This window comes from Mycobacterium sp. RTGN6, assembly GCF_033804605.1.
Lineage (GTDB): Bacteria > Actinomycetota > Actinomycetes > Mycobacteriales > Mycobacteriaceae > Mycobacterium.
This window is the reverse complement of record NZ_JAPZKZ010000001.1, coordinates 368,812-384,738: the sequence shown is the minus strand read 5'-3', so window position 1 is coordinate 384,738 and position 15,927 is coordinate 368,812. Positions and strand designations below refer to the sequence as shown.

Genomic DNA, 15,927 nt, shown 5'->3' with positions numbered 1-15,927 from the left:
GCGGCGATTACATTCCCCGTCACCGGTGGCGGTGAGCCGATGCGATGGCGTCGAGCAGCGGCTCGGCCAACTCGGGCCGACACATCAGCAGATCGGGCAGGTACGGGTCGCGACGGTTGTAGAGCAACGGCGAACCGTCGATGCGCGAAGCGTGCAGGCCGGCCGCCTGAACGACACCGGCCGGCGCGGCGGAGTCCCACTCCCACTGTCCGCCCGCGTGGACGTAGGCGTCGACGTCGCCGCGCACGACGGCCATCGCCTTGGCGCCGGCCGAGCCGATGCCGACCAGCTGCACGTCGAGCCGGTCGCGCAGCCACCACACGATGGGCGGTGGCCTGTTGGCGCTCGTCGCGACGCGGATCGGCCCGTCCTCCCGCGGCGCCGGAGTGGTGACGGTGTCGGTGCGGTAGACCTCGCCGAGTGCGGGCAGGCCGACGACGGCATCGGTGATGCCGCCCTCGGGGCCATCGTGGCGCTGCCAGAGGGCAATGTGGACGGCCCAGTCGACGTGGCCGCGCTTGGAGAACTCCCAGGTTCCGTCGACGGGGTCGACGATCCACACCCGGTCGGCGTCCAGCCGCGACAGATCGTCGGTGGCCTCTTCGGAGAGCACCGCGTCGTCGGGCCGCTCCTCGTGCAACCTGGCGAGGATCAGCTTGTTGGCCAGCGCGTCGCCAGCGTCGCCGAGTTCGTACGGGTCGTAGTAGCCGACCTCGTCACGCACTCTCAGCAGCAGCTCACCGGCCTCCTGCGCCAACTGCGCGGCCAGCGCCGCGTCCGTCACGCCGACGAGGCGCCCGGCGCCCGCACCACCATGGGTACCGCGGGGAAGTAGGCGGCCATCTCCGAGCGGCACCGCCGCAGCGCGGCCGTGCCGTACCCGCGGTGGCGAAACTCGGGACGAATCCAGATCCGCACGTTGACCTCGCCGCCGACGAGCTCGCCGAACACCATGCCGACCTTCTCCGCGTGCTCCTCGGCGACCAGCCATACCGCTTCCTCGGCGGACACCCGGTTCACGGCCGCACGGATCTCGTCGTCCAGGCTGCCCGCGGGCCTACCCGACCCGTCGCCAGTGGCGCCGACGTCGTCAGTGCGAGCGGCGAAGATGTCGCGGTCCCGTTCCCCCGAGAACTGGCGGAGGGACAGGCTCTCGCCGGAGCTTGCCGGGCGCTCGCCCAGGGTGAAGCTCAGCTGGTTGTTGAGGTCTTCGAGTTCGCCCGCGATCTTGCGGCGCGCATCCTTGGTCAGCTGGTTGAACGCCATCGCCATCACGGCCTCGCCGCCGACGCGCGACGTGCCCAGCAACGTGGCGATCGCGTCTACCGCTGCCGGCTTGTCATCGGCCTCGACGATCACGTCGAGCACCTCGTGGCGGCGGTCAAGCGCCTTCTGCAACGCGTCGGTGATCTCGCGGCGTGCGGCGGCACGATCGTGGTCAGTCATGACGACGAGCGTAGATCACTTCTCGGCCAAGAATTAGTCAGAATGCCGGCCACGGGATCGGCCGTCGCCGGTCGGGCCCGGGCATCACCGGATTCTCAAGCAGCCCATCGGTTCTCGCCCGTAGCGCCGCAATCTCGCGCTCGGTGAGGTGCGCCCTCAGCTGCTCGGCCAGTTCGTCGCACAATGCGTCCCGCAGCCCCGCGACGTCGCGCAACGTGTCGTCGTCGACGGGCTTGCCCGCCCAGCCCCACAACACCGTGCGCAGTTTGTCCTCCGTGTGCAGGCTGACGCCGTGGTCGACGCCGTACACCAGGCCGTCGACGCCTGCCAGGATGTGCCCGCCCTTTCGGTCGGCGTTGTTGATCAAGACGTCGAGGACCGCCATTCGGCGCAACCGGGCGTCGTCGGCGTGGACGAGGGTCACCTCGTCGCCCGCGTAGTCGTAGGCCTGAAGCACGGGCAGGTAGCCCGGCGGCACCGCTCCCGCGGGTACCAGGTCGACGAGGTCCGGCTCGCCGTCCGGCTCGTCACCCACTTGGTCTCCTGGCTGGTCGACCCAGCGTTGCACCATGCCCAGCCCGCCCGGACCCCCGCGAATGATGGTGTAGGGCACTACGTTCCAACCCAATTCGGCGGAGACCAGATAGGCGCCCAACTCCCGTCCGGCCAACGTGCCGTCGGGGAAGTCCCACAGCGGCGCCTCCCCCGCGATCGGCTTGTACACGCAGTGCGCCATGTGGTCGTCGAGGTGCGCTTCGCACAAGAAGGTGGCGTTGCTCGCGGAGCGGATGCGTCCGATGACGGTCAGGTCGCCGTCACGCAGAACCTCGCCAGCGTCGCCGCCCGGCTCAGGTGCCGGCGTCATCGTCGTCGGACCCAGCGAGGGCGCCGCGCCGATAGCCGTTGGTACGCACACAGATGTGCCCGTCCGGATCGAGAGGTTCGTCACACAGCGGGCACGGGGGTCGACCCGCGGAGATGACGCGGTTCGAACGGGCCGCGAACTGCCGCGCCGATTCCGGGGTCAGGAAGACCCGGACCGCGTCGGGACCGTCCTCCGCGTCGTCGAGCACGACGGATGCGTCGAACTCGGTCTCCGAGACCGCCAGCAGTTCGACCACCACGGTCTGGGCCTCCGAATCCCAGCCCAGCCCCATGGTGCCGACGCGAAACTCGGCGTCGACGGGCGTGACCAGCGGGCTCAGGTCCTCGATGTCCTCGGTGTCCGGCGGAATCGGCGTTCCGAAACGGCGATTGATCTCAAGGAGCAGCGCGGCGATGCGTTCCGCGAGCACGGCCACCTGCTGCTTCTCCAGGATCACCGAGATGATCCGCTTGTCGTGCACCGCCTGCAGATAGAACGTTCGGTTTCCCGGTTGCCCAACGGTCCCGGCGACGAAGCGGTCGGGTGAGCGGAAGACGTGAATCGAACGGGTCATGGCGCCTTCCAAAATACCGGTACGGGCACCGCAGTCGTAATCTCAGGCGGCTGTCGGCGTCAGTCGGTGGTGCCGCCGACGACGGCGTCGCCGCTCGGTTCCGGCTTGGCCGTCAGCCCGGCAGTCAGCGCTGCGCCGGTGTGGTTGACGTGCATGACGAACGGGCGCAGGGCCGTGTACCGGATGACGCTCATCGAGGCGGGGTCGGCGGTGATTCGCTGGAAGCTGTCGAGGTGCGTGCCAAGGGCGTCCGCGACGATCGACTTGATCACGTCACCGTGCGTGCAGGCGATCCACAGCGTGTCGCCGCCGTGCTCCTCGGCGAGCCTGCGGTCGTGTTCACGGACCGCAGCGACGGCGCGCGCCTGGACGTGGGCCAACCCCTCGCCGTCGGGGAACACCGCCGCGCTGGGTTGCTGCTGCACCACCGCCCACAGGGGTTCCTTGACCAGGTCGCCGATCTTGGCGCCGGTCCACGCGCCGTAGTCGACCTCGGAGATCCGTTCGTCGACGACGGGCTCCAGCCCCAACGCCGAGGCGAGCGGCGCCACGGTCTGCTCGCAGCGCAGCAGCGGCGAGCGCACGATTGCCTTGACCGGCAGGTCGCGGACGCGGTCCACCAGAGCAGCCGCCTGCTCGCGTCCCTTGTCGTCGAGCTCGACGCCCTCCGATCGGCCCGCGAGCGTGTGCGCGGTGTTGGACGTCGAACGGCCGTGGCGCAACAGGATGACCGTCATTGCGCTGCCATCGCTCCGGTGCCGAGCAGGATGAGCACCGCGACACCGACGATCACGCGATAGCCGACGAACCAGTACATGCTGTGGCTGACAAGGAACTTCAGGAACCACGAGACCGCCGCGTAGCCGATCACGAACGCGATCACGATCGCCGCGATCAGTTGGGCGCCCGTCGCGCTCATCCCCTCGGTCACCGGCTTGAACGCGTCGGGCAACGAGAACAGCCCCGACGCCAGCACCGCGGGGATGGCCAACAGGAAGCCGAACCGGGCCGCGGCCTCCCGCTGCTGGCCGAGGAAGAGGCCCGCGCTGATGGTGGCGCCCGACCGGGATACCCCGGGAACCAGGGCCAAGCACTGGGCGAGCCCGACCGTGACGGCGTCCTTCCAGGTGAACTGCTCGATGGGACGCGTCTTCTTGCTGAAGTACTCGGCGGCCGCGATGACGGCGGAGAACGCGATCAGGGCGATCGCGACGATCCACAGGTTGCGCACGCCGGAACGGATCTGGTCCTTTAAGGCCAAACCCAGCACGCAGATGGGCAGGGTGCCGATGATCACCCACCACCCCAGCCAGTAGTCGGAGGTGCGACGGGCGGCGTTGGTCAGCCCGGCGAACCACGCCACGATGATGCGGCCGATGTCACGGGCGAAGTAGATGAGCACGGCCAGTTCCGTGCCCAGCTGCGTGACGGCGGTGAACGACGCGCCCGCGTCGTCGCTGAAGAACAGCTGGGACACGATCGCAAGGTGCCCGGACGAGGACACCGGCAGGAATTCGGTGAGGCCCTGCACGATCGACAGCACGATCACCTGAAGCCATGACATGGCCGCCACATCCGTCACGCGGACGACCGTACCGTGGCGAACCTGTTAGCGAGCTGGGCGTGGCACCGGCTGGGCATCGGCCACGGCGTCGCGCACGGCCGCGACCAGACTGCGTTCGTCGGTGACGTCGACGTGGGTCAGGTCACGGTTCGCCATGGCGACCACGTCCTCGAGCTGCGGTACCGGCCCGGCGACCCGCGGGTGGTAGATCTCGACGACGAGTGTCTGCCGCTCGACGCGGAAGGAGAACGTCCGCCCATCCCCTACGCGACCGAACCCGCTGGCATGCATTCCAGTCGAAATGTCTTCGATCTCAAACTGTTCGCCTGCCACGTCCCTATCCGCCATCAGGGTCATTCGCGAACCATACCTTCGGTCTGGTCTGCGAGCGTGCCTAAACTGGCCATTCGACCGACGTCGTTCCACATACGCGAAAGTTACCCTTTGCCACTGCACGCGAAACTCGCCAGTCGCCTAGCTCACAGCGGCCTGGTGGCTGTGGCGGTCATTGCTGTGTCGGCGTGCTCGTCGAACCCGGCAGATGCTCCGCCACCGACCATCACGCCTGCCGCCGCGGCCATCTCGCCCCCGGTCGGCAGCCCTCCCGACGGGCGCCTGCTCCCCCTCGCCGCACCGGCCTTGAGCAGCACCTTCGATGCCGCCAACCGTGTCCTGGTGGTGCTGTCCGGCCCGCCAGAAGCGCCCTCGACGATCACCACGTTTCCGGCCAACGGGCCTGCCCGCAGCGTGGCACTGCCCTCGCCCGCCACGGCGTTGACGGGGGACGGATCGGGCGCCGTGTACCTGGCGACGCGCGGCGGATACCTACGCTTCGACGTCGCCAGTGGGGCGGCCGAACGCGTCGACGTGCCGGGCCGGGAGGCGACGGAGTTCACCTCGATCGCCCGGCGAGTGGATGGCCGCGTCGTCCTCGGAGACGCAGGCGGCGGGGTCTACACGCTCGCCGCCGACAACACGGTGAGCGCGGAACTCCACGTGTTCGCTCGAGTCGATGCCCTTGTCGCCCAAGGCGACACGGTCTTCGTGCTGGACCGTGCCCAGACGTCGGTCACGACCGTCGACCCGAGCGGAACCAAGGCCGAGCACGCGCTGCGGGCGGGCCAGGGGGCCACCACGATGGCCGCGGACACCGCGGGCCGGGTGCTGGTCGCCGACACCCGCGGCGGGCAGCTCCTGGTGTTCGGTTCCGATCCGCTGATGCTGCGCCAGCAGTACCCGGTGCGCGGCGGGCCGTACGGCCTCGTCGGATCGCCCGGGCTGGCCTGGGTGTCGGAGACGGCGACGAACAGCGTGGTTGGTTACGATCTCGCCACCGGCATTCCCGTCGAGAAGGTGCGTTATCGAACCGTGCAGCAACCGAACTCCCTGTCCTACGACGACGAGGCCGACACGCTCTACGTGGTGTCGGGCTCGGGGGCGGGCGTGCAGGTGATCACCGGGGCGTCCACGTGACGGCCATCCAGCACGGCCGGATGCCCGAGGGCTGGAAGGGCGACCTATCCGACGACTACGACTGGGTGCCCCTGCGCCTTCCGCCCGACGTCACGCGCCTTTCGGCCTCCATCAGGTTGTCGATCGAGGCCGAGTACCGCGGATGGGAGTTGACCCGCGTCCGGCTGTACACCGACGGGAGTCGGCGAGTGTTGCTGCGACGCAAGAAGTCCGCCGAGCGTTCCGATATCGACCAGCCTGCGATGTGACGGCGGCATGACCTACCGCGCGCTACGCAGGCTGCTGTTCCTTATTCCGCCCGAGCGCATCCACACGTGGGTGTTCGCGCTGTTGCGCGCCGTCACCGCTTCCGGCCCGCTTCGGCGCGCCCTGACGAAGCGGCTGGCGCCGTCGGACCCCGTGCTGCAGTCGACGGTGTTCGGGGTGCGCTTCCCCGGTCCGCTGGGGTTGGCGGCGGGCTTCGACAAGGACGGTACGGGGCTGAACACCTGGGGCGCGTTGGGCTTCGGGTATGCCGAGGTGGGCACGGTCACCGCCCAGGCACAGCCTGGCAACCCGCAGCCGCGCATGTTCCGGCTGGCCGCCGACCGGGCGCTGCTCAACCGGATGGGCTTCAACAACCACGGCGCGCGGGAACTCGCACTCCGGTTGAATCACAACGACTCCGAGGTCCCGATCGGCGTCAACATCGGCAAGACCAAGACGACCCCGCCCGAGCACGCGGTCGCCGACTACGCCGAGAGCGCGCGGCTGGTCGGGCCGTTGGCGGCATTCCTCGTCGTCAACGTCAGTTCGCCGAACACGCCCGGACTGCGCGATCTGCAGGCCGTCGAGTCCTTGCGGCCGATCCTCGCCGCGGTGCGGGCGGAGACCACCACCCCGGTGCTCGTCAAGATCGCCCCCGACCTCTCCGATTCCGATGTCGACGAGATCGCCGACTTGGCAGTCGAACTCGGGCTCACCGGCATCGTCGCCACCAATACGACGGTGTCGCGTGCTGGGCTCGACACGCCCGGCGTGGACGAACTCGGCACCGGAGGCATCTCCGGGCCCCCAGTCGCAGCACGGTCGCTCGAGGTGCTGCGCCGGCTGTATCGGCGCGTGGGTGACCGCCTCGTGCTCGTCAGCGTGGGCGGCATCGAGACCGTCGACGATGCATGGGAGCGCATCACCTCGGGCGCGTCACTGCTCCAGGGCTACACGGGTTTCGTGTACGGAGGCGGGTTGTGGGCCAAGCACATCCATGACGGCGTAGCCCAGCGGCTGCACGACGACGGCTTCGAGTCACTGGCCGACGCCGTCGGCTCCGCCCTGCGTTAGGCGTTACTTCTGCTCGTAGGTCCCCATGATCACGGCGCGCGCGATCGCGTGCCCGAACAGGTTGAACCCCAGATACGCCGGAGTGGCTCCCTCGGGAAGGTCGAGCTTCTCCACGTCGACCGCGTGCACGGCGATGAAGTAGCGGTGCGGACCGTGCCCGGCCGGCGGAGCGGCGCCAAGGAACCGCTTGATCGCGGCGTCGTTGGCCAACGTGACGGCGTCACCGGGGAATCCGCTACTGCTGCCGTCGCCGACGCCTGCGGGCAGGTGGGTCACCGTCGCGGGCAGGTTCGCGACGGCCCAGTGCCAGAACCCCGACGCCGTCGGGGCGTCCGGGTCGTACATCGTGACCGCGAAGCTACGCGTCTGTTCGGGAAAGCCCGACCAGGTTAGATCGGGCGAGACGTCTGAGCCGCCCGCGCCCATGATGCCGCTGACCTGATCGTTGCCCAATGGCTGGCCGTCCGTGACGGCCTTCGACGTCAGCGTGAACGTCGGCAACTGCGGCAGGTTGTCGTACGGGGTGCTCATGGTGTCCTTTCGAGGGTGGGCGATGCGTGGGTCAGCAATGCAGCAGAAAGTAGTGGAGCACCTCGGCGCCGAACCGAAGCGCGTCGACGGGTACCCGTTCGTCGACGCCGTGGAACAACGACGCGAAGTCCAGGTCCGGCGGCAGCCGCAACGGGGCGAATCCGAAACAGCGAATGCCCAAGCGTACGAACGCCTTTGCATCCGTGGCACCGGACAGCATGTAGGGCACGGTGCGGGCGTCGGGGTCAACGGCCAGCAGAGCCGCGTTCATGGCGTCGACGAGGTCGCCGTCGAACGTCGTCTCGACCGAAGGCAGGTCGCGCTCCCAAGTCCGGGTGACGTTCGGGCCAATCAACTCGTCGACCTCGCGTTCGAATGCCTCCCGACGACCAGGCAGCACCCGGCAGTCGACCATCGCCTCGGCGGTGGCCGGGATGACGTTCGCCTTGTAGCCGGCCTTGAGCATGGTCGGGTTGGCCGTGTCGCGCAGGGTTGCGCCGACGATGCGGGCGATGCCGCCGAGTTTGGCGATCGCCCCGTCGATGTCGGGCGAGTTCACGTCGAACTCGTAGCCGGTCTCCTCCCCGACGGCGGTGAGGAACTGCGCGACGGGTTCGGTGAGCACCAACGGGAACTGGTGACGGCCGAGTTTCGCGACGGCTTCGGCCACCGCCGTGACCGCGTTGTCGTCGTGCACCATCGACCCGTGTCCGGCGCGCCCGCGGGCGGACAGTCGCATCCAGGCGATGCCCTTCTCCGCCGTTTCGATGAGATAGAGCCTGCGCTCGCCGCCGTCACGGGTGGGCACCGTCAGCGAGAAGCCGCCAACCTCGCCGATCGCCTCGGTGACGCCCTCGAACAGGTCTGGCCGGTTGTCCACCAGCCACTGCGCGCCGTACTTCCCGCCGTGTTCCTCGTCGGAGACGAAGGCGAAGACCAGGTCGCGCGGCGGGACGATGGCTTCACGCTTGAGGTGGCGTGCGACGGCGATCATCATGCCGACCATGTCCTTCATGTCGACCGCGCCGCGGCCCCACACGTAGCCATCCTCGACGGCGCCGGAGAACGGGTGCACGCTCCAGTCGGCAGGCTCGGCGGGCACGACGTCGAGATGACCGTGGATGAGCAGCGCGCCACGATCGGGGTTCTGACCAGGCAACCGAGCGAAGACGTTGCCCCGACCTGGAGCGCCGGCCTCGACGTACTCGGTCTCGAACCCGACCTCCTCGAGCTGCGCGGCGACCCAGCGAGCGCATTCCGCCTCGCCCTTGGTGGTCTCGAGGTCGCCCGTATTGCTGGTGTCGAAGCGGATGAGCTCGCTGACGAGATCCACCACTTCGTCGACTGGTCTCGTCACAGTCACTCTTAATACCACTACGCAGCCTGTCCCTGCTGGGCGGCGGGTTTGGGTCCGGACGGGGCGATCCGATAACCTAAGCTGCCTTCGAACTGGTCCGAGTGGCGGAATGGCAGACGCGCTAGCTTGAGGTGCTAGTGCCCTATTAACGGGCGTGGGGGTTCAAGTCCCCCCTCGGACACAATTTGACGGGTCGCATCGCACCCGTCAGCCCATCCGGCGGGCGAAGTCGACGACGTCGCGCAGCGCCCGGTTGAACAGTTCGGGCACCGCCACCGCGGCCATCTGCTCACCGGCGTGCCCGACCCCGTTGTACGTGTGTCCGGACGCGTCCACCCCAGCGCGCCGAAGTGCCCGCAGGTACGCCAGTCCCTCGTCGCGCAGCGGGTCCAGTTCGTCGGTGGTGACGACGTGTGGCGGCAACCCCGCCACCTCGTCGACGCCGGCGTAGTACGGCCAGGCCAGGGGGTTGGTGGTGTGCTCGCCGCTCGGGTCGTAGAGCGCCGCCATCAACGTCATGATGGACGGGCCGAGGAAGTAGCCCTCGTTCTCGGTGAGGGAGGCCAGCGCGGGGTCCGGGGTGTCGTAGCCGCCGTAGATGAACGGGACTTGCGCGTACACGCCGTCGATGCGGTCGAGGCGGCCTTCGCGCTTGGCCTTCAGCGCCGTCGCCAGCGACAGGTTCCCTCCCCCGGACTCGCCGGTGACGACGATCGACGACAGCCCGAGCGCCGCGCGGTTGTCGTGCATCCAGTCCAGTGCGCTGGCGCAGTCGTTGAGCGCAGCCGGGAACGGGTGCGGTCCAAGGACTCCGGCGGAGTTGCGGAACTCGACGCCCACCACCACGCAGCCCCGTTCGGCCAGCAGAGCGCGCCACCCCGCGGCAACTTCGTCGGCCGCTCGCATGATCGCCATGCCCCCGCCGTGCAGGTGCAGCAGACCCGGCAGGGGCCCGGTCGTTCCGGTGGGCCGGTCGACGTAGAGCGTGATGTCGTTTCCGTCGACTCCGGTGATCTTCACGGTGCGCGACTCGATGCCGGTGGCCTTGGGAACGTCGGCAAGTAGGGCGTCGAACACCTCGCCGAAGACCTGCTCGCTGGCAGCGGCTACGGCCAGTAGGTCTTCCACCGGCGACTGCCGGTTGACGGACAACGCCGCCGCTTCGACATCGAGCCCGAAGGGAGCGAACAACTCCACCATCCGGGGATCGGCTCGGGGGTCCGAGCGCAGTTCGAGGGTCGGGTCGCCAAGGCGGCCGGGCAGTTTGACGTTCAGCGTGGGAGCGGCCATGAGCGCGAAGCTACACCGAATCGTCGAGCCTGCGGCCAGATCCAGGCTAGTAGACGTCGCGCACGTACCGCTTCGTCGCGACGAGCTCACGCTTGTAGTCGTGGGCGCGCTCGTGGGACATCCCGCCGTGCGCCTTGATGATCGTCGTGAGCGCGTCGTCGACGTCCTTGGCCATCCGGGTTGCGTCACCGCACACGTAGAAGTGCGCGCCGTCCTCGAGCCAGCGCCAGACGTCGGCGCCGTAGTCGAGCATCTTGTGCTGCACGTACACGCGGTCGGCCTGATCGCGCGAGAACGCCAGATCCAGCCGGTTGAGCAGGCCGTCGCGAGCCATGTCCTCCAGATCGTCGCGGTAGTAGTAGTTCTCGGCTCGATGCTGGTCGCCGAAGAACAACCAGTTCGGCCCGTGGTGGCCTAGCGCGCGGCGCTCCTGAAGGAAGCCGCGGAACGGGGCGATGCCGGTACCCGGACCGACCATGATCATCGGCGTTGCGGCGTCCTCGGGCGGCCGGAAGTGCGGCGACGGCTGCAGGAAGACCTCCGCGTGAGAAGCCCTGTCGGCCAAGAACGTCGAAGAAACCCCGCCGCGTTCACCGCCCCGCGGGCTGCGGTACCGCACCACCGACACCGTCAGCTGAATCTCGTGCGGGCTGACCAGCGGGCTGGACGAGATCGAGTACGACCGCGGAACTAACCGCACCAACGCGTCCTGCCACTCCGCCGGGTCGGCCCTGACACCAAACTCCTCGACGAGGTCGAGTCCGTTGCGGCCGACCAACCATCGCTCGCGGTCGGACTTGGTCTTCAGCAGCTTGGCGGCGTCGGCACTCCGCTCCGACAGGAAGCCGATCAGATTCGGCGTGACCTTGCACACGTCGTACGACGACCCGAGCGCGTCCCGCATGCTGACCGCAGCCCCGTCGACGAGCACCGGTTCGGTTCCGGACAGGCCGACGGCGGCAAGCCAGGCATCGACGGCAGCGGGATCGTTCGTCACGTACACGCCGAGCGCGTCCCCGACGGCGTAGGACACGTCGTGCTCGGAGACGTCGAAACCGAATTGGCGCACCTCCTTGATCGCCGTTCGTGGCGTCAGCAGGGCGTTGCGGGCCAACGGAACCCGAATCGGGCTGGTGCGGGTGAATGGCTCGACCACCGCTGGCGTCGACCCACTCGACGCGTTGCGGCGGTCGGTGGTGCCGATCAGGTCGACGATCCGGTCCGCCCACGCGGCGATGGGCTCGTCGTCGTAGGCCTCGCACTCGGTTCGGTCGATCAACCGGGACGCGCCAAGCTCTGACAGCTTCCGGTCCAATGACTTTGCGTAACCACAGAATTCGTCGTAGGACCGGTCGCCGATGCCGAGCACCGCGTAACGCACCCCGTCGAGGGCACCCGCATCCTGGGCGTCGAGGGCGTCCCAGAAGTCGGCGCCGTTGTCGGGCGGGCCGCCGTCGCCGAAGGTGCTGGTGATGATCACCACGTCGCCCGGACCGACGAGGTCGTCGACGGTGGCATCGCTCATCGCCAACAGCCGTGCCCCACCGAGCCTTCCGGCCACCTGCGTCGCGAATACCTCGGCGTTTCCGGTTTGCGACGCCCACAGCACCACCGGGCCGTCGGCCTGGTTCGGCGCCGCCACGGCCCCGACGTCGGCCCGCGAGTACCGGCCCGCCAGCCACCCGTCGACCCACAGCCGCACCGAGGCACGCAGTGGCGCGGCAGGGGGAAGCACCGGCACTCCGGTCATGACCCCCTCCAGACCGGCGAAGAAGCCTGTGAGGTAAAACTTTTCGTCGTCCTCGAGCGCGGGTGCGGACTCCGGTAGCCCTGGCACCGTGTCGGATGCGACGGCCGCCAACCGCACCGCGCACACCTTGAACTCGGGCTGCAGCGACATCGGGTCGACGGCGTCACTGGTCAACGCGTTGATCGTCAGGTCCTCACCGTGTTCGTCGTTCCAGTGGAACGGCGCGAAGCAGTTGCCGGGCCGCACCCGGTCGGTGACGACGGCGGGCAGCACGACCCGACCGCGCCTCGACGTCACCTCGGCGCGGCCCCCATCGGTGATGCCGAGCGCGGCGGCGTCGTCGGGATGGACTTCGACGAACGGCCCGCTGTTCAGCTTGTTCAGCTTGTCGACCTTGCCGGTCTTGGTCATGGTGTGCCACTGGTGTTGCAAGCGCCCGGTGTTCAGCACTACCGGGAACTCGTCGTCGGGCAACTCGTAGGCGTCCATGTGCGGGCGAGGGTGGAACACCGCGCGGCGCGACGGGGTCGGGAACGCCAGGCGCGGTCGACGACCCGCTGGGTCGACGTAGACGTCCTGGCTGACTCCGTCGTTGAGGTACCGGATTGGATTGCGGTCAGGCGATCCGCTAGGCGCGACCGGCCACTGCAGCGGAGTCTCGCGCAGCCGGTCGTAGCTGGCGCCGCGAAGGTCGTAACCCGTTCGGAGATTGGTGAATCCGCGGATCTCGTCGAAGATCTCCTCGCTGGACTTGTACGTGAAGTCGGCGCCGAACCCCATGTGCTCGGCGACCTGGCAGATCAGTTCCCAGTCGGGCCTGGAGTCGCCGGCCGGCGGGATCGCCTGCGCCAGCAGGGTGAGGTTGCGTTCGGAGTTGACCATGACGGCGTCCGTCTCGGCCCACAGCGCGGCAGGCAGCACGATGTCGGCGTACCGGTTGGTCGCGGTGTCGCGGTAGGGATCCTGCGTGATTACCAGCTCCGCCGTTTCGAGTCCGGAGATCACCTTGCTCCGGTTGGCCACGCTTGCAACGGGATTGGTGCAGATGATCCAGCACGCCTTGATGTCACCGGTGCCGAGTTGGGCGAACATCTCAATGGTGCCGGGCCCGACGTCGGTGCGAATGGTCCCTTCGGGTAGCCCCCACTGCGTCTCGACGAACGAACGGTCCTCGGCGGACGTGACGGCACGTTGCCCCGGTAGGCCGGGGCCCATGTACCCCATCTCGCGTCCACCCATGGCGTTCGGTTGCCCAGTGAGCGACATGGGTCCACTACCCGGCCTGCATATGGCTCCGGTGGCCAGGTGCAGGTTGCAGATCGCGTTGGTGTTCCACGTGCCGTGGGTGCTCTGGTTGAGCCCCATCGTCCAGCAGGACATCCAGTCGCCGGCTTCGGCGATCATCGCCGCGGCGGTGCGAATGTCCGCCTCGGCCAGCCCGGTGATCGCGGCGACGACGTCCGGCGGGTAGTCGGCCAGGAACGCGGGCATCGCGTCCCAGCCCTCGGTGTGCTCGGCGATGAACGTCTCGTCGATGTCGCCGTTCTGCACCAGCAGATGCAGGATTCCGTTGAGCAGCGCCAGATCCGTTCCCGCCTTGATCGGCAGGTACAGGTCGGCCTTCTCGGCGGTGGTGGTCCGGCGGGGATCGACGACGATCAGCTTGGCCCCGGCCTTGAGGCGGTCGGCCATGCGCAGGTAGAGGATCGGATGGCAGTCGGCCATGTTCGACCCGATCACGAAGAACAGGTTGGTGTCGTCGAAGTCGGTGTAGGAGCCCGGCGGCCCGTCCGCGCCGAGCGACTGCTTGAAACCCGTTCCGGCACTGGCCATGCACAGTCGCGAGTTGGACTCGATGTGCACGGTGCGCACGAAGCCCTTGGCCAGCTTGGTGGCCAGATACTGGGCCTCGATGGACATCTGACCCGAGACGTACAGCGCGACGGCGTCGGGCCCGTGTTCGTCGATGATGGCGCGCAACCGCCGGCCGGCCTCGGCCACCGCGTCGTCGACGGCCACGGCGGCGAGTTCACCGTCGCGCGACTGCCGCATCAACGCGGTGGTCAGCCGACCCTCGTCGGCCCGCATCAACTCGGCGTGCGTGGCGCCCTTGGTGCACAGCCTGCCGAAGTTGGTGGGGTGCAACCGGTCTCCGGACACCCGCGCGATGACGGGCACGCCAGTAGCGGGATCGGCGCGGGTCTCTACTGAGATCCCGCAGCCGACCCCGCAGTACGAACACGCGGTGCGCGTCGTCTGGGTCGTCACCTGTTCCTCTCGATCAGCCTGCCGCGATGGGTTCGGATGCCCGTCCGACGTGCTCGCCGGTCACCGCTCGGACCGACTGCATGCGGAGGAAGACGAACCACGTGACGATGGCGCAGATCACGTAGAACGCGAGGAAGACCCAGAAGGCGTTGGTCGCCGACTTCGCCGCCCCGGTGTAGGACATTCGCAGTGCGACGTTGATGAACACGCCGCCCAGCGCGCCCACCGCGCCGGCGAAACCGATGAGCGCACCGGACATGCTTCGCGACCACGCGGCCTTCTCCTCCACGCTCCAGTCGTCCTTGTCGGCGGCCTTGGCCTCGAAGATCGACGGGATCATCTTGTACGTCGAACCGTTGCCGATGCCCGACAGGATGAACAGCACGATGAAGCCGGCGACGTAGCCGGTCATCTGGGTGCCGGTGGGCGCACCCTTGAGGGCGTCGTCCATGATTCCGGTGGTCACCAGTATGCCTGCGGCGAAGATCATGGCGACGAACGTGTAGAGCGTGATCTTGCCGCCACCGATGCGGTCGGCCAGCTTGCCGCCGAACGGCCGCGAGATGGAGCCGAGCAGCGGTCCGATGAATGAGATCTGCGCGGCGTGAAGCGAGGCTTGGGCGGCGTTGTCCCCGCCGGCCAAGAAGTTGATCTGCAGCACCTGACCGAAGGCGAACGAGAAGCCGATGAACGATCCGAACGTGCCGATGTAGAGGAAGCTCATCACCCAGGAGTGCTTGTAGCGCAGGGCCTCAACGAGCGCACCGAAGTTCGACTTCTGGTTGCGCAGGTTGTCCATGAAGAACGCGGCGCCCAAGGCACCCAGTGCGATCAGCACCAGATAGATGGCGCACACGAGTTCCGGCGCGGTGTTGCCGACCGTGGCGATGATCAGTAGGCCGATCAGCTGGACGACCGGGACGCCGATGTTGCCGCCGCCCGCATTCAGGCCGAGCGCCCAGCCCTTCAGTCGCTGTGGATAGAAGGCGTTGATGTTGGTCATCGACGAGGCGAAGTTACCGCCGCCGAAGCCCGCGAACGCCGCGACCACCATGAACGTGGTGTACGAGGTGCCCGGCGTCGTCATCGCCCACCACGTCAGCACCGTCGGGATCAGCAGGAGCAGCGCGCTGACGATCGTCCAGTTACGCCCGCCGAACTTGGCTGGTGCAATGGTGTAGGGGATGCGCATGAACGCGCCGATCAGCGTCGGCACCGCGACGAGGTAGAACTTGCCCGCCGGGTCGATGCCGTAGACGGTCTGCGGCATGAACAGCACCATCACCGACCAGATCGACCACACCGAGAATCCGACGTGCTCGGCGAAGATGGACCAGATCAGGTTGCGCTTGGCTATTTTGGCGCCCCCGGAGTCCCAGGCGGCGACGTCTTCGGCGTCCCAGTGTTCGATATTGCGGTCGCGGGTCAGTGCAGACATTGTGGCCTCTCATCAGCGATGCGGGTCTGAACAAATTTCTACGGGTAACCC

15 protein-coding genes and 1 tRNA gene are annotated in these 15,927 nt (G+C 68.1%); 4 read left to right on the top strand and 12 right to left on the bottom strand.

All coding sequences use genetic code 11. From position 1 onward, the window contains the following. Window positions 1–19: 19 nt before the first annotated feature. Genes SLQ33_RS01850 through SLQ33_RS01820 form a run of 7 tightly spaced genes read right to left on the bottom strand, consistent with a single transcriptional unit; the run spans window position 20 to window position 4,806 of the window. Window positions 20–784, bottom strand: coding sequence for a 3'(2'),5'-bisphosphate nucleotidase CysQ (locus SLQ33_RS01850; RefSeq protein WP_319452068.1), 765 nt, complete (start codon window positions 782–784; stop codon window positions 20–22). Beyond that, on the bottom strand, window positions 781–1,446 hold the full coding sequence (locus tag SLQ33_RS01845) for a GNAT family N-acetyltransferase (protein WP_319452067.1): 666 nt from the start codon (window positions 1,444–1,446) through the stop codon (window positions 781–783). Before SLQ33_RS01845 ends, SLQ33_RS01850 begins: the two co-directional genes overlap by 4 nt. Before the next feature lie 37 nt (window positions 1,447–1,483). Further along, window positions 1,484–2,311, bottom strand: a complete 828-nt coding sequence (locus tag SLQ33_RS01840; RefSeq protein ID WP_319452066.1) for an SCO1664 family protein — start codon at window positions 2,309–2,311, stop codon at window positions 1,484–1,486. Next, window positions 2,295–2,885, bottom strand: coding sequence for a DUF3090 domain-containing protein (locus SLQ33_RS01835; RefSeq protein WP_319452065.1), 591 nt, complete (start codon window positions 2,883–2,885; stop codon window positions 2,295–2,297). Before SLQ33_RS01835 ends, SLQ33_RS01840 begins: the two co-directional genes overlap by 17 nt. A 59-nt stretch (window positions 2,886–2,944) precedes the next feature. Continuing rightward, window positions 2,945–3,622: a histidine phosphatase family protein gene (locus SLQ33_RS01830; RefSeq protein ID WP_319452064.1), complete on the bottom strand. Its 678-nt coding sequence runs from the start codon at window positions 3,620–3,622 to the stop codon at window positions 2,945–2,947. After that, window positions 3,619–4,449 carry an undecaprenyl-diphosphate phosphatase gene (locus tag SLQ33_RS01825; RefSeq protein WP_319452536.1) on the bottom strand — a complete coding sequence of 277 codons (831 nt, stop codon included), beginning with the start codon at window positions 4,447–4,449 and terminating at the stop codon, window positions 3,619–3,621. Before SLQ33_RS01825 ends, SLQ33_RS01830 begins: the two co-directional genes overlap by 4 nt. 45 nt (window positions 4,450–4,494) lie before the next feature. Continuing rightward, window positions 4,495–4,806, bottom strand: a complete 312-nt coding sequence (locus tag SLQ33_RS01820) for a hypothetical protein (RefSeq protein WP_319452063.1) — start codon at window positions 4,804–4,806, stop codon at window positions 4,495–4,497. A gap of 87 nt (window positions 4,807–4,893) precedes the next feature. Here SLQ33_RS01820 and SLQ33_RS01815 point away from each other — a divergent pair, with 87 nt between their 5' ends. Genes SLQ33_RS01815 through SLQ33_RS01805 form a run of 3 tightly spaced genes read left to right on the top strand, consistent with a single transcriptional unit; the run spans window position 4,894 to window position 7,242 of the window. After that, window positions 4,894–5,922 (top strand): hypothetical protein, encoded by a 1,029-nt coding sequence (locus SLQ33_RS01815; protein WP_413467552.1) that lies wholly within the window; start codon window positions 4,894–4,896, stop codon window positions 5,920–5,922. Then, complete coding sequence (locus SLQ33_RS01810; RefSeq protein ID WP_319452061.1) at window positions 5,919–6,170, top strand: DUF5703 family protein; 252 nt, start codon at window positions 5,919–5,921, stop codon at window positions 6,168–6,170. Before SLQ33_RS01815 ends, SLQ33_RS01810 begins: the two co-directional genes overlap by 4 nt. Window positions 6,171–6,177: 7 nt before the next feature. After that, window positions 6,178–7,242 carry a quinone-dependent dihydroorotate dehydrogenase gene (locus SLQ33_RS01805; protein ID WP_319452060.1) on the top strand — a complete coding sequence of 355 codons (1,065 nt, stop codon included), beginning with the start codon at window positions 6,178–6,180 and terminating at the stop codon, window positions 7,240–7,242. A gap of 3 nt (window positions 7,243–7,245) precedes the next feature. On the opposite strand, the gene SLQ33_RS01800 is transcribed toward SLQ33_RS01805, so the two are convergent. Both SLQ33_RS01800 and SLQ33_RS01795 read right to left on the bottom strand, forming a co-directional pair. After that, a complete protein-coding gene (locus tag SLQ33_RS01800; RefSeq protein ID WP_319452059.1) occupies window positions 7,246–7,773 on the bottom strand; it encodes a YbhB/YbcL family Raf kinase inhibitor-like protein in 528 nt (175 codons plus the stop codon). A gap of 31 nt (window positions 7,774–7,804) precedes the next feature. Then, window positions 7,805–9,148 (bottom strand): M20/M25/M40 family metallo-hydrolase, encoded by a 1,344-nt coding sequence (locus SLQ33_RS01795; protein WP_319452058.1) that lies wholly within the window; start codon window positions 9,146–9,148, stop codon window positions 7,805–7,807. Between the two features lie 77 nt (window positions 9,149–9,225). Between SLQ33_RS01795 and SLQ33_RS01790 the strand changes: the two genes are divergently transcribed. Next, a tRNA-Leu gene (locus tag SLQ33_RS01790) sits at window positions 9,226–9,311 on the top strand. 26 nt (window positions 9,312–9,337) lie between these two features. Here the strand turns inward: SLQ33_RS01790 and SLQ33_RS01785 are convergent. The 3 genes from SLQ33_RS01785 to SLQ33_RS01775 are packed head-to-tail and all read right to left on the bottom strand — an operon-like array spanning window position 9,338 to window position 15,876. Further along, window positions 9,338–10,420 carry an alpha/beta hydrolase fold domain-containing protein gene (locus SLQ33_RS01785; protein ID WP_319452057.1) on the bottom strand — a complete coding sequence of 361 codons (1,083 nt, stop codon included), beginning with the start codon at window positions 10,418–10,420 and terminating at the stop codon, window positions 9,338–9,340. A 46-nt stretch (window positions 10,421–10,466) separates the two neighbouring features. Next, on the bottom strand, window positions 10,467–14,438 hold the full coding sequence (locus tag SLQ33_RS01780) for a bifunctional nitrate reductase/sulfite reductase flavoprotein subunit alpha (RefSeq protein ID WP_319452056.1): 3,972 nt from the start codon (window positions 14,436–14,438) through the stop codon (window positions 10,467–10,469). 13 nt (window positions 14,439–14,451) lie between these two features. Beyond that, window positions 14,452–15,876, bottom strand: a complete 1,425-nt coding sequence (locus tag SLQ33_RS01775) for a nitrate/nitrite transporter (protein WP_319452055.1) — start codon at window positions 15,874–15,876, stop codon at window positions 14,452–14,454. Window positions 15,877–15,927: the final 51 nt, after the last annotated feature.